The organism is Methylobacterium sp. WSM2598 (assembly GCF_000379105.1).
In the GTDB taxonomy this organism is placed as follows: Bacteria; Pseudomonadota; Alphaproteobacteria; order Rhizobiales; family Beijerinckiaceae; genus Methylobacterium.
Map to the genome: position 1 here is coordinate 4,293,263 of NZ_KB900609.1, position 13,668 is coordinate 4,306,930.

Here is a 13,668-nt window from a genome sequence, read left to right on the forward strand (position 1 = left end):
AACTGGTCCAAGATCGCATCAGGGATGCGGGGCGCTTTGCGTCGTGCCATCGGGAACCTCCTTCGGGTTCACTATGGCCGCCCCACACGAAATTCCTGACAGTCCCATCCGGAGATCGCGGTCCGGCTGCTGCTGATCGACCGCAGCGTGAACCTCGTCGAGGACCATATCGACGTCGCGCTGCGCATCGGCCCGCTCGCCGACAGCGCCTTGGTGGCGACCCGGGTCGGCTTGGTCCGCCGCGTCGTCTGCGCCAGCCCCGAGTACCTGGCGCGGCGCGGCACGCCCGCTGCTCCGGAGGATCTCGCGGCCCACGACCTCGTCACCTTCGAGGGTTTCCCGGCCACGACCGACTGGCGGTTCCGGCGCGGGGCCACGCCACTCTCGATCCCGATCCGCCCCCGTCTGGCGGTGAACGCGGCGGAGGCCGCCGTCGACGCCGCGCGCGCCGGCCTCGGGGTCACCCGGGTGCTCTCCTACCAAGCGGCCGACGAGATCCGGTCCGGGGCGCTGCGGGTGCTGCTGGAAGCCTACGAGCCCGCACCGCTGCCGGTCAGCTTCGTGCATCCGGAGCGCGGTCAGCTGCCGCTCAAGGTCCGTGCCTTCCTCGACTGGGCGGTCCCACGCATGCGGGCCCGCATGGCTGCGCTGTAGCCTGAGCCGGCATCCTTCCATTTTCCGGGAGAAAGCTTCCCGGGCAAGCCGCCTTCTTCCGAGATCAGGGCGGGTCTACCTCAGACCGCGAGGCCGGAACACGCAGCACACGACCTCGGCACAGCCCGACGTCGCCGTGACCGGGCCAGGAGGAGAGACCCGATGAGACGCCTGATCGCCCCCGCCCTGCTCGCCGCAACCGCGCTCGTCTCTGCGGCCCGGGCCGCCGAGCCCGCTCACGCCCCGGTTTCGTCCGTCTCACGGGCGAGCATCACCCACTACCGCACCGCCACCGTGGACGGCGTGACCGTGTTCTACCGCGAGGCCGGGCCGCAGGACGCGCCGGTCGTGCTCCTGCTGCACGGCTTCCCGACCTCCTCGCACATGTTCCGCAACCTGATCCCGCTCCTGGCCGACCGCTACCGCGTGATCGCGCCGGATTACCCGGGTTTCGGCCAGAGCGACGCGCCGGGTCACGAGGCTTTCGCCTACACCTTCGCGCACTATGCCGAGATCGTGGATGGCCTGCTCGGTCAGCTCGGCGCGACGCGCTACGCGATGTACGTGATGGATTACGGCGCGCCGGTCGGCTACCGCCTCGCGCTCAAGCATCCCGAGCGGGTCAGCGCGCTGGTCGTGCAGAATGGCAACGCCTACGAGGAGGGGCTGAAGGAGTTCTGGGATCCGATCAAGGCCTACTGGGCGGAGCCGTCGGACGGGAACCGCGAGGCGCTCGCCGTCCTCGTCCGGCCGGAGACGACGAAGTTCCAGTATGTCGACGGCGTCGCGGATGTCTCGCGCATCGACCCGGACAACTGGGTCCACGACCAGGCCCTGCTCGACCGCCCCGGGAACAAGGACATCCAGCTCGACCTGTTCCGCGACTACGGCAGCAACGTGCCGCTCTACCCGGCCTTTCAGGCTTTCTTCCGGGAGCGCAGGCCCCCGACGCTGATCGTCTGGGGCAAGAACGACAAGATCTTCCCGGCCGAGGGCGCTCACCCCTACCGGCGCGACCTGCCGGACGCCGAGATGCACCTCTTCGACACCGGCCACTTCGCGCTGGAGGACAAGCTCGACGAGATGGGTCCGCTGATCCGCGGCTTCCTCGATCGCACCCTGGCGCAGCGCTGAGGCGCCCCCCGCCCCCTATCCATGTCCGGCCCGGGGCCGCGCAGTCCCGGCCGTCTCCTCAGGAGACGATCATGAGACGCCGCTTCTTCGATCTCGCCTTCACCCCGTCCGTGCAGGCGGAGCAAACCCGCCGCGGTTCGCGCGCAGCCCACGCGTCGGCGGCCGGCGGCGCGCGGGCCGAGGCGGACGTGCTCACCGACTTGGAAGCCGCCTTCATCGCCGAGCGCGACAGCTTCTACCTCGCCAGCGTCTCTGAGACCGGCTGGCCCTGCGTTCAGCACCGCGGTGGGCCGGCCGGGTTCGTGCGCCGGCTCGACGCGCGGACGATCGGCTGGGCGGAGTTCGCGGGCAACCGCCAGTACGTTTCGGCCGGCAACACCGCTGCCGACGACCGGGTGTCGCTGTTCTTCATGGACTACCCCCATCGGCGGCGTCTGAAGCTGCTCGGGCACCTGCGCGCCCACGAGCCCGATGAGCGCCCGGACCTGGCGGAGCGGCTCGCGGTTCCGGGCTATCGGGCGCGGGTGGAGCGTCTGGTCACCGTCGCGGTCGAGGCGTTCGACTGGAACTGCCCGCAGCACATCACCCCGCGCTTCACCGCCGCCGAGATCGAGGCCGCCGTGGCACCGTTGCACGCGCGCATCGCCGAGCTTGAGGCGCGCCTGGGCGCACGGGCGCCTCAGACAGCCGGCTGAATGTGGGATTGCCCCGTTTCCGTGGCTGTTGCTCACTTTGCGTGGATGAGGCGGCGAGGATCATGCGGCGTTTGAGGAGATCCAGACCCGCTCGTCCGTAGCTCTGACGCTTGATCAGCTTGAGCCGAGTGATCTGGCCCTCGGCCTGTCCGCTGCTCCACGGCTCGATCGGGGCAGCCCGGACCGCCGCGCCGTCTCGGTCCAGGCCTGAGGCGACCGTCGCGATCGCTGGGGGCGGTGGCAGGCTGGGTCGAGGCAGCAGAACCGTCTCACCTCGATGCGCAGAGCCGTCCGGGATGCCGGCAGCGGCAGGTCGGCGGGACGGCGATGGCAGCGGCTGTGGACGGACCGGCTGGTACGGCCGCAATCCGGGCCGCGCCGGCTCGCCGCGTTCAGGCGCACCGGGATGACGAGGCGGTCCCGGTGGCGTTCGACGACGCGCTCGAAGCGGCATTCGGGGATGGCGAAGGGGATGGGCATACCACCCACGATGGGGTGGGCGGGGCAGGCCATCACCGGGCCGAGTCAATCCACCGCCGTCCACGCAAAGCGAGCAAGAGCCACGGAAACGGGACGATCCCATACCCAAACGCCGCGCCGTCGAGACACTTACCCGGACAGCTAGGCCTTTGATCGACGAGACGCTTTGGAGCTCCCCTTCTCGGAGTCCGAACCGGGCGATCGAACCTTAAGGTCGTGTTTGGACAACGAGCGCTTTGCCCTGGGACGGTACTCAGGGCGGTAGGCGAGCCACTCCAAGATTTTATCCAGCAATTTCATCGCGCGTTCACTATCGTCGTAAATTGGCAGACCATGTAGCCCAACGGCCCAACCGCGGGAGGCGGAATGATGCGCCAGCGGAGCATACTGGTCGGGTCACCCATGCTGGCCAATGCGGTCGGCGCATGCGATCACGTCAGCCCCCACCGGAATGCCGCCGAGGAGCTGCTGGAGTGGCTCCTCTTGGAGTATGGCTCGCGAGCCTGCAGTCCTGCAAATCTCGGCTGACAACTAACGCCAAGGTCCGAGTGCCGGGTACTTCCAACGAGCCCATCCTGCTACGTCAAGTGTTATACTGAGAACCAATATTCCGCACGGGTTGTCAATCCCGCCTTGCCTGGAGCCGCTTCCATGAATGGCTTCTGTTAGGTTCTGCAAATCGGACGTGACTGGCCCATAGGAAAACTAATGTGACGAGCTCGCCAGCAGCCATCCCTAACACAGATGCCGCCAGCCTTCCCGCGAATAGTAGCACAAAAACAACGCAGGATCCAGTGATCGCCCCGGCGAAAATGCGGATCACGTTTGATCGATCACGCAGGCCGGCTTTCATCGATCGCATTGGGACGCCAAATGCTTCGATCTCTGGCGTGCAGGCCGACCAAAAGGCCGACGGTCACGATTTCCGCGACAAGTACACCAAGCGTGGAAAGCGGCGGCCCCAACGTGAGAACCAGCAGGGGAACGAAAAAGACAATGATTGTCCCGCCGACGATTGCCGGCCAGGCCGCGTCGACAAATCTTGACTTGGCCTGCGTGCCAGTTTGCATGAACAAATTGACGTTCGACACGGAAGTCGTGAGCCACGCCAATGTCACGATCAGACCCATGGCCTGGTCGGGAAAGCGCCGCTCGAACAGGAGCGAGCGCAGCGTCTGCCAGCCAAAGAAAAGAGCAAAGCCGTACGCCATGAACACGAAAACCAAAATGCCGACGGCCTTGGCTAATAACTTACCGGCGGATCTGTGTTCGCCAAGCGCGTTGGACCGCGACAGCTCGGGCCTCATGACATTGGCGATGGCCATACCGAAGGTGCGTATGGGGCTCATCAACACGAAACCGGCCGCCAATGGCGCGAACGCGGCCGGCCCGGCCAGCATGGTCACGAACGTCATCTGTCCTTGTTGTATGACAGTCGAAGCAGCAATTCCAGCAAGCGACCAGCGGACATGCGGCCACAGTTTCAAGAAGCGGGCGAAAGTGCGCCGATGAAGACGCACACGGATTCTCTTGCGGCGTCCGACCAGATTGATGACGATGCCGACGCCATTCGCGGCGCAAACCAAAGCCAGAGTTATTGCAAGGGTTAGTTTCTCTCCATGCAACTGATACAAAAAAGCCAGCGAGCCGAGACCCACCGCCGCGTAGGATACGTCCGAGACGACCCCGCTCAGGGCGGCGTGTTGGCCGAACCGGGCAAAATTAGCAGCCTTGGTATATACGCGGAGCGGCCAAAGGCCGACGAGGCAACCTGCAAGTGCGGCGGCTTCCATATCGTGTATGGAGAATCCGGCGCCGACCGCAACCGCCGCCGCAATCACCGTGGAGGCCAGAAGGGCCAGCGATCCCATTGTGACCTCGAGGGAAATCGCGGCGTTGCGTCTGGCGCGCGGGAGGAAGACGGTCACCGGAACCGCGAACACGGCATTGATGCCGGTGATCGCAATAGCACCGACTGTGAATATGATTGCGAACACGCCGTAGTTATACGCGGAGAGGGCTCGAATGAGCGCAATATTCAAAATGAAATGAAATGCGCTCTGTGCGCCCTCACCCAAGGCCGTCAGAGCGTAGGCACGCGGCACACGATCTGGCAGGGTTTTGCCACGCCTCTCCGTCGTCCCGCCTTCCTTAGTGCTCTTGGACATAGAAGTAAACCTCGATTCTCGAACCGATTTTGATCGGAAAAGGCTGTCCTGCTGCTGGACGGCAAAAACGACGAAGAGAAAACAAATAAAGGCTGCGGGCAGCGATAACTTAGCGGCGTGTGTATGCGCAAAGGAGGCCAGATCACGCCGTCGCCATTTCCGTCCCCGTCGGATGTTTCAGCGTTGGTTCGCACTCAGTCGAGCTTGGCCCTCCTCAAAGCCTCGATTAAGCCTAACGTCTTCAGGCCCTGATGGCAGGGGATATTCAGGAGTGTGCGCCGCAACAGCCTCGCCTGCGAGGTGGGGTCGACCACTTCGGGTGGCAAGGCGGTCCAGCCCTCTGCGCGGACCCCGACGGCGCGGAGCGCATCGTACGCAGCGGACGCCCGCTCCGGTGAGTCGAGTCGGAAGACCGATCGGAGAGGCCCTGGCGCCGGCGTCGCAATCAGCGGCTGCCACCCTGGACGGCCTTTGAAAAAGTCCCGGATCGCTGCGTCGTTTTCCTGCCGCATGCGGCGCGCTTCCAGCATGTTGACACACGGAAGCGTCATGCTTGCGATAGGCGAAGCCTTCGGACGCGACGGCATCGGCCGCGAGCTCACATCGAGGAAGAAATCGCCCGGACGTCCTCGGCAGAACCCTTTGGGATCAACGTGCGCGACTTTTCGCATGGCGATGTCTTTTGCCCAGCCCAGACCAGGCGAATGCGCGGACCCCAGCTTGTCGACACTCCTCTGGATCGCAGCGGCCCACCCGACGGCGCGGGGGCGGATCACAAAGATTGCGCCGTTCGGCGCCTCGAAAAACTTCCAGGGACTGTAGAAGACGAAGTCGCCGACCTCGCCAATGCCTCTCGCGGGGCCGAGGGCGTGGGCCGCGTCTTCGACCAGAAGGGCTCCCGTGGCGTCGCAGACAGACCGCGCCTGCTCACCGTCTGAGGGATGTCCAAAAAAATGAACCAGAAAGAAAAGCTTCGGTCCCGGGCCTGCGATGTCGATGCGGTTCCATTCCGGACGAGCCCAGGAGTCTACCGGATAGAACCGCAATTCCACTTGGCGCTGGCGCATCGGCCAAAGCGCTTGATCGCAGAAGTATTCCGGCAGCCAAGCGGTGACCGGGCGTTCGTTCGCTTCGGTAAGCGCGTCGACCAGCGCCGCCATTCCCCAGGAACTGCGTGATAGCCAGATGGGCTTGTCTCCAAAACGCATCCAGGGCTGAGCGGCCTGCACGTCGAGTCGCAGGCGGCCCTTGCGGGCGATCGAGAGAGCCGATCGCAAAGTCGGCTCAGGTGCGGTGTGAATCCAACCTGGCATTCCTGTCCTCAGGGCTGTAACGAGATTGGCCCGACGGGCACTTCGGCGAGGGCGGCAAGCGGGAAGGCGAACGGCACAGGGCGACCTCACGAAGCTGGAAGGTCGCCTCCATACAGCCGCTACGTTGCCCTGCCGCCACTCACGTCCAGCCTGCTACGGCAGAACTGAATGGCCCTGCTCGCTTGGCAAAGGCCAGCTTCGACGTTCGGTCGATGGCGACGACGAGGTAGAGCTTGCCTTCTTCGGTCCTGACTTCGGCGATATCGATGTGGAAGTAGCCGATGGCGGAATCGGCAAAGCGCTTCTTCTTGGGCTTGCCGCCTTCCACGTCTGGTAGGCGGCTGATGCCGTGGCGCCCCAGACATCGGTGCAGGCTGCTACGGGTCAGGTGTGGGATAGTCGGCTGCAGCCCGTGGAGGCAGTCGTCCAGCGGCAACAGAGTATGCCGCCGGAAGGCGACGACCATGGCCTCTTCCTCTGGCGTGAGGACGGTGGAGCGCGGCGCCTTGGGGCCCATGGCGGCGTCCGCCGTCGTCTGCCGAGCGCGCCACTTCTGCACTGTCGTCGGGCTGACGCCGTAGCGCTTGGCCGCCGCTCTCACACTCTCTTGACGTAGCTGGATTGCGCGACGGACCGCCTCCGTCGTGCGGGCGCGGCCGTGGAGAGCTTGGCCCATAGCGAATCCCTTGCAGCATGGTAGTCAACCGTACCACCACACTGCGGGATCATACACCTCATCCGCTCGGTAGGTCCATTTCGAAAACAACCCGCTGGGTCGCTGTCTTGTAAGCGATCGAACGGAATATTTGTAAGAAACCAAACACAATCGGGAGCTCCGCACTCGCACCACCGGCGAAATATGAAAGGCGCTTGCACAGAGCAGGTACGGGGTCTATAAATGTCAGTGGGTGCCTTTCGAATATGTGAGACTCGACGAGCTGATGCGCGCACTTTTCCTGACCGGAGGAGGGCCGCATGATTGCTGATCGGTCGTGAGGACTCTCCGACGCGGGGCGTAGGGACGTCGACGCCCTGCCACGAACCAATGCCTGCTGCCAGGACCGGCCAGCTTTTGTCCATTGGGCATCCGCGGCGTAACACCGTTGCGTGCGACTTCAAGACCTTCAACCAGCGCACTTGCAGTTCATCTCGTGACGGGTCGAGCCGGGTCGGCGTGGCTGCCTCCGCGGAGATCTTAGCCCGATGGCATGGCGCAGGAGAAATCTGTAACCAAGTTTCGGTGTGGAGTCTCAAGCGAGAACCGGGCTCCTGAAGCCAGCTTTTTGCATAATTATCATGCGTAATGCATGCGAATGCAGCTGGCTTGAGTGCCTGAAGGCAAGCCGCGGGAGCAGGACGTATGCCCGTAGAGCGCGATTCCTCAGTCGTGATCGTCGGCGCCGGGCCGTATGGCCTTTCGATATCTGCTCATCTGACCGAGGCCAGGATCCCACATCGCATCTTCGGCGCGCCGATGAGCACGTGGCGAAGCGGTATGCCAACAGGCATGTTGCTGAAGTCTCATGGCCTCGCCTCCAACTTGTCGGACCCGGGCCGCGCCTACTCGCTTTCGGCTTACTGCCGGGAACAAGGTATTTACTACGACGATCACGAATGGAGCGTGCCGGTCGAGGTTTTCGCCGCGTACGGCGAGGCTTTCCACGAACGTCTCGTTCCTCATCTCGAACAGGTGACCGTCCGCAGTGTCAGGCGCGCCAGCTCCGGATTTGACATCACGCTCGCCGATTCGCGGCCGGTGTTCGCCACCCACATCGTCCTGGCGACGGGCCTTCAGCCTTTCGCCCATCTTCCACCCGAGTTCGCCACTCTGCCGGAAGGCCTCGTAAGCCACAGCTGCGACGCCGCGAACCTAACACACTTCGCGGGTCGACACGTCGCCGTGATTGGCGGCGGAGCTTCCGCCGTGGACGTCGCCGCGAGCCTGCACCGAGCTGGAGCGCGCGCCACCATCATCGCGCGACGCAACTCGCTGCGCTTCTATCCGCCTCGTGCGCAGCGCCACTTCGATTGGTTGCGCGCGCCTCCTACACCGTTGGGCCCGGGATGGAAAAAATTCCTGTGCTCGTACGCCCCGCTGCTGTTCAGGCAGCTGCCCTCCCGCCTGCGCATTGATCTCGTCCGTCGTCACCTTGGTCCAACACCGGCCTGGTCCGTCAAGGAAATTATCGATGCGCATGTCCGCGTGATCAGCGGCGCCCGGGTCGAGCAGGTCCGAGCTGAGCGCAACTGTGTCCAGCTGACGGTCGTCGCGAACGCTGAGCGCCAGCTCATCGAAGCTGACCACGTCATCGCAGCAACAGGTTATCGCGTGAGCCTCGATCGCCTCAACTACCTTGATTCATGCCTGCGTTCTGAAATCCGCTGCCTGGAGGGATCTCCCGTGCTCTCCGCTCGTTTCGAAACGAGTGTGCCAGGACTGTTTATCGTCGGAACACCCGCAGCTGTGACCTTCGGGCCGTTGCTGCGCTTCGTCTGTGGAACTGAATTCACCGCGCGTCGCCTCACTGGCGCGTTCCGCGGCTTGGAACGTAACTTCGCCGTGGGTGCCACCGCGCGGGCGACGACGTCACCCGGTCCGACCCATCCGAGGCTGACGGACGTCATCGCCTCGGGCCGCCTCGCGGCGAGGATCGCCCCCGGTGGTGCCGCGCCCACCCTCGCTCGCGACCCGGACAGTTCCGCTGTTCGGTCCTCTCCGGATCGTAGGCCGAGGCAGAGCCACCTCGACGCGAGGCCATACCTCGGCACTGACCGTTCTGATCGCCCCGAGGCAATCTCGCCCGGAGACAGCTTAAACGATGGCGGGGCGGAAGCGAGCGACCATGGCACATACGAGCTGCCATGCTGCGTCGGGAGCGCCCCCCATTCGTCTCAATCCCTGCAGCGCTGGAACGAGCCAGGAGTCACGTCAATCGAGGCTGCCGGCGGGGGCCAAAGTGGATCTGCTCTTCCTACAACCAGCACAACCTGAATGCCGGCCGCGGAATTGCTGTAGTTAGTTGTCCGTTCCAGATATCTGAGGCCCGCGTCAGAGATTTTTGCGATGCGTGGAGAGGTATCATGGCTGCAATGCAGCTCCTCGGCGTCAATGTCACCAGCGGCGACACCGGCCGTCTGCCCGGAGTGGCAGGCGTGGACTACGTTTACCCGACTCGGTGGGATATCGACTATATATCCTCAAAAGGACTGAATGTCATACGACTGCCCGTTTTCTGGGAACGCCTTCAACACGTCCCGTTCGGCGCCCTGGACGAAGCGGAGATGGCACATATCGATGACCTCGTCAGCTATGCGACATCCAAAGGGATTTCCGTCGTCTTCGACCTTCACAATTTCGGGTTCGGCTATGGCTACCCCGTGGGCGGGCCCATCACAACGGACAGCACCTTGGCTGATTTTTGGGGCAGGATCGCGAAGCGTTACGTGTCAAACTCAGGGATTATATTTGGACTTATGAATGAGCCGCAAGCTCAGCCAGCATCAGACTGGATCCGGTCCGTGAATTCAGCGATTCAGGCAATCCGGAGCGCTGGTGCGACGCAGGAGATCCTGGTTCCGGGCGCCTACGGTGACAGCGCACTGTCCTGGAGTTCTACGGACAACGCCACCGTAGTTGGGACAGGAGTGAATGACCCATTACACAATTTCGCTTTCGAAGTCCACATGTATTTCGACACGAACAGCTGGGGCACGGAACCTGGCGCGATCTCTGCGACGATTGGGTCCGAGCGCCTCGCGGCCGTCACCGCGTGGGCGGAGGCGAACAACGCGCAGCTGTTCCTTGGCGAGTTCGGTGTTGGAACAGATCAGACGAGTCTGGCGGCGCTTGACAATGCGCTTTCCTACATGGAGCAGCACGCACATGTTTGGCAGGGCGGTACGTACTGGGTCGCCGGTCCGCAGCTGCCCCACCCATTTTACTCCGTCGAGCCGCCGAACCCAGCCGCACATATGTTGGCCGAGAATGGCAGCTTCACGTTCATGGTAAATGACTCGTCAGCGCTGGGCCAGCGCAATATACTCACACTGGATATCTCTGAAGATGAATATCAGGGCGATGCGGTGTTCAGCGTGTCAGTCGACGGTGTGCAGATGGGTGGCATTCTAACCGCACACGCGTCTCACTCGAGCTTGCAGAGCGAGACATTCTCGTTTGTTGGCGATTGGGGTATCGGGCAGCACGCGGTGACCGTCAATTTTCTGAACGATCTTTATGGTGGTGCGTCGACCGTAGATCGCAATCTCTTCATTAATTACGCCAGTTACGATAGCGTTCCCGTGACCGGATACGATCAGCCGCAAATTGATATCCTCCAAGAACACCGCGAGGAAGAACACCGCGAGGAGGTTCCATTCCCGACCGTCTCAGCAGCGTCTTACACCGACATCAGGCCTGGTGATGACACCTTGCTTCTTGAGATTTCCGAAGATGCCTGGCTGGGCAGTGCTCAGTACACGATCGCCGTTGATGGCCAGCAGATCGGTGGCAAAATGACAGCTACAGCTTCGCACGGCACCGGGCAGTCTGATGTACTGCTAATAAATGGTGACTGGAGCGCCGGCGTCCATAAAGTTAGCATTGACTTCCTGAATGACAATTACGGTGGCACGCCGGCAGCCGACCGAAATCTGTATCTCAACGGAGCGACCTACAACGGGACTGGAATTCCAGGTAGCCGACTCACGCTGTTTTCGAGCGGGTCGCAAGAATTTACTTTCATGGAGTTGTGACGACTTGGCCGTGCTACCGGTCCGGGCGCCGCGGAGCGCAGCTGGTTCGAAGGGCCACCTTACCTGCAACGTCCGCTGCGAGCCGGTCGGCTGCATTCTGACGTGACCGGGCAACGGCAATCGGCGGCAGCGGTGGCAAGATCCGCGGAACGTCGCCCCTCCTTCACCGCGTTACAATACGTGGTGAACCTTGAGCCGACTGGATCAGCGCGCGAGCCAAGAGATCACCGCGCGAGCCAAGACCATCCCCGGCATGTCGCGCACCACGACAAGAGCAATCACCTGATTCCGTCATCGCGCTCGCCGCACACGAGATGCAGGAACAACCAAATTCTCACAGCGACGATATCTCTCCGGGATTGACTCCTGGGACATCGCGCGAAACAATATCACTGCACATGCGATCTCTCGGCTTGCGCGAGCTTGTCGATGCGCTTCCGTGGTAATGGGATAAACATGTACGGAGCGAGCGCCGGCAAGCGCGACGCGCAATATAGCGGCGGCCGGTTCGTTGCTTCTCGAACGAGAAGGGCGAGGTCCGTTGCTGCGTTCGTCGTTCTCATCGCCGGTTGGCTCTGCGGCGATCGGACTGACCAGCACAGCTTTGCAAACAGTCCACCGGGCCAGGCTGACGGCAGGGAGTATGAACTGAGGCGTGCCGGTCAAATGTGGGACGCCGCGAAGTTCGGGTCTGGAACCGTACGGGGATTCGGCGTCGGCCGTCTCTCTGACACGGACTTATACGATCTGGCGGGCACCGGCGCAAATGTTGTGAGAAAGTTTCTCAATTTGCATCGGGCCGTGAAATCCGATGAGTACGTCGTGGACGCGCAGCAACTGGTTGAGTTGGACCGATTGGTCACGTTTGCCTTGAATCACAAATTCAAAGTTGTTGTTACTTTCGAGCCGTTACCCAACCAATTTGCTCAGGAGTTTTGGGATAATTCGTCTTTGAAGGATAGCATCGTTGATGCTTGGCGACAGATAGCGAAGCGCTACGAGCACAGTCCCGCGATTGCCGCGTACGACCTCATCAATGAGCCGATCACCAAACGTCCCTGGGACGACGGCGGCCAGGAGGAGTGGCTGAATTTTGCGACGAAGATAGTTGCGGCCATTCGCGAGATAGATCCCAAGCGGGTAGTCGTATTTGAGCCCTCGCCGGGCGGATTGCCGTTTGGGTTCTCTGCGGTGCATCGGCTCATACCATTCAGCAATATTGTGTACAGTGCGCATGTGTACCAGCCGCACCAGCTCACACATCAAGGTTTATACTCGTACAAGATGCCTTATTCCTATCCAGGAATTTGGAACAAGTCAGATCTGTTCGCTCTTCTTGCCCCAGTGAAGGATTTCGCGAAACGGCATGACGTCAGTATATACATTGGGGAATTCAGCGCAGTCCGTTGGGCTCCGGGCTGTTCGGCGGAGAGATACGTTTCTGACGCCATATCAATATTTGAGGCTGAGAAATGGTCGTGGAGTTATCACGCCTGGCGTGAGTACCAGGGCTGGGACCTGGAACTTCCAGAAAGTTGGTTTCGGCGCTTTCCATACAAGGACGCAAAGCCGCAAGGCTTTGAGACGGCCGATCAGTCGAAAGTGAGAGTCGAAACGAACATTTATCGAATGATACTGCAAAAATTTCTGCAAAATACGCCATAACCAGCAACATATTGCGGATTGTACCGCCCGGTGTAGTCTGCGCATTGTAAAATCAGTGAAGTTCGATCGAGTTTCGCGTTGGCCCGTCGACTGGCGCTGGACGCAACATGCCACGAGCCTGGTCAGGTGGCCCGCGCGGATCTGCCGGCAGCTTAACGCCGGGGGCGCGGGACTGGCGGGAAGATCGCATTCGCGCGAGCGGTTGAACCTGCTCAGGCCATGGCCCGTGTGAAGCGCTCGCCGACCAGAATAGCGAGCCCCGCCTCGGCCATGGCCCACTCGCGCGGCACCATCCTCCACTCCTTCGGAGCGGTTCAAGACCGGGAACAGCAGCTTCAGCGCGGCCTCGTCCGAGGGAAAACGACCTCTGGCCCGCACCGCCCGGCGCAGCTTGGCGTTCAAAGCCTCGATGGCGTTCGGCGTGTAGACCATTCGGCGCCCCTCGGCCGGGAAGGCATAGAACGGGATGACCTCGCCCCACACCCGCCGCCAGCTCTGACCGATGGCGCCGTACTTCTTGGGTTCAAGCGGTCGTCGCAACACCATCTTGCACGGCAGCCAGCACAGCGTCGAGCGCCTCTGCCGGCGTCTTCCAGTTCAGCGTCTTGCGCGGTCTGCTGTTGAGGGCTGCGGCCACAGCAGCAAGATCGTTCGCGCTGTGGGCGCTCAGATCCGTTCCTTTCGGGAAGTACGGTCGCAGTAACCCGTTCGTATTCTCGTTCGTCCCCCGCTGCCAGGGTGAGCGTGGATCGCAGAAGTAGACCTGCAGACCCGCGTCGATCCGCAAGCGCGCGTGCTCGGCCATCT

8 protein-coding genes and 5 pseudogenes are annotated in these 13,668 nt (G+C 62.3%); 6 read left to right on the forward strand and 7 right to left on the reverse strand.

Going from position 1 to position 13,668, the window contains the following annotated elements; genetic code table 11:
* Positions 1 to 111: 111 nt before the first annotated feature.
* The 3 genes and pseudogenes from MET2598_RS36985 to MET2598_RS0120435 all read left to right on the forward strand — a co-directional run.
* A pseudogene (locus MET2598_RS36985) lies at positions 112 to 654 on the forward strand (LysR substrate-binding domain-containing protein); the annotation flags it as partial.
* Positions 655 to 816: 162 nt separating this feature from the next.
* Positions 817 to 1,788, forward strand: coding sequence for an alpha/beta fold hydrolase (locus tag MET2598_RS0120430; RefSeq protein WP_018262152.1), 972 nt, complete (start codon positions 817 to 819; stop codon positions 1,786 to 1,788).
* Between the two features lie 71 nt (positions 1,789 to 1,859).
* Complete coding sequence (locus MET2598_RS0120435) at positions 1,860 to 2,483, forward strand: pyridoxamine 5'-phosphate oxidase family protein (protein ID WP_018262153.1); 624 nt, start codon at positions 1,860 to 1,862, stop codon at positions 2,481 to 2,483.
* A 55-nt stretch (positions 2,484 to 2,538) separates the two neighbouring features.
* Here the strand turns inward: MET2598_RS0120435 and MET2598_RS43815 are convergent.
* The 5 genes and pseudogenes from MET2598_RS43815 to MET2598_RS0120450 form a co-directional block, all read right to left on the reverse strand.
* Positions 2,539 to 2,709 (reverse strand): annotated as a pseudogene (locus MET2598_RS43815) (ISL3 family transposase); the annotation flags it as partial.
* A gap of 38 nt (positions 2,710 to 2,747) precedes the next feature.
* A pseudogene (locus tag MET2598_RS43820) lies at positions 2,748 to 2,996 on the reverse strand (hypothetical protein); the annotation flags it as partial.
* Between the two features lie 800 nt (positions 2,997 to 3,796).
* Complete coding sequence (locus MET2598_RS0120440; RefSeq protein WP_026190841.1) at positions 3,797 to 5,131, reverse strand: lipopolysaccharide biosynthesis protein; 1,335 nt, start codon at positions 5,129 to 5,131, stop codon at positions 3,797 to 3,799.
* A gap of 194 nt (positions 5,132 to 5,325) precedes the next feature.
* The gene (locus MET2598_RS0120445; RefSeq protein ID WP_036270461.1) at positions 5,326 to 6,444 is read right to left on the reverse strand and encodes a DegT/DnrJ/EryC1/StrS family aminotransferase; all 1,119 of its coding nucleotides are present in this window, start codon (positions 6,442 to 6,444) and stop codon (positions 5,326 to 5,328) included.
* 181 nt (positions 6,445 to 6,625) lie between these two features.
* Positions 6,626 to 7,120, reverse strand: a pseudogene (locus tag MET2598_RS0120450) (helix-turn-helix domain-containing protein); the annotation flags it as partial.
* 684 nt (positions 7,121 to 7,804) lie between these two features.
* On the opposite strand from MET2598_RS0120450, the gene MET2598_RS39520 reads away from it, so the two are divergent.
* The 3 genes from MET2598_RS39520 to MET2598_RS39530 all read left to right on the forward strand — a co-directional run bounded on the left by MET2598_RS39520 (position 7,805) and on the right by MET2598_RS39530 (position 12,861).
* Positions 7,805 to 9,436, forward strand: a complete 1,632-nt coding sequence (locus tag MET2598_RS39520) for an NAD(P)-binding domain-containing protein (RefSeq protein ID WP_084673883.1) — start codon at positions 7,805 to 7,807, stop codon at positions 9,434 to 9,436.
* An 89-nt stretch (positions 9,437 to 9,525) separates the two neighbouring features.
* Positions 9,526 to 11,196: a cellulase family glycosylhydrolase gene (locus MET2598_RS39525; RefSeq protein WP_198293026.1), complete on the forward strand. Its 1,671-nt coding sequence runs from the start codon at positions 9,526 to 9,528 to the stop codon at positions 11,194 to 11,196.
* A gap of 456 nt (positions 11,197 to 11,652) precedes the next feature.
* On the forward strand, positions 11,653 to 12,861 hold the full coding sequence (locus tag MET2598_RS39530) for a glycoside hydrolase family 5 protein (protein WP_157182217.1): 1,209 nt from the start codon (positions 11,653 to 11,655) through the stop codon (positions 12,859 to 12,861).
* Positions 12,862 to 13,073: 212 nt separating this feature from the next.
* Here MET2598_RS39530 and MET2598_RS39535 read toward each other — a convergent pair.
* Positions 13,074 to 13,380: pseudogene (locus tag MET2598_RS39535) on the reverse strand (transposase); the annotation flags it as partial.
* A 4-nt stretch (positions 13,381 to 13,384) separates the two neighbouring features.
* On the reverse strand, positions 13,385 to 13,668 hold a 284-nt coding region (locus tag MET2598_RS41375; RefSeq protein WP_157182218.1), incomplete at its 5' end, for an IS30 family transposase.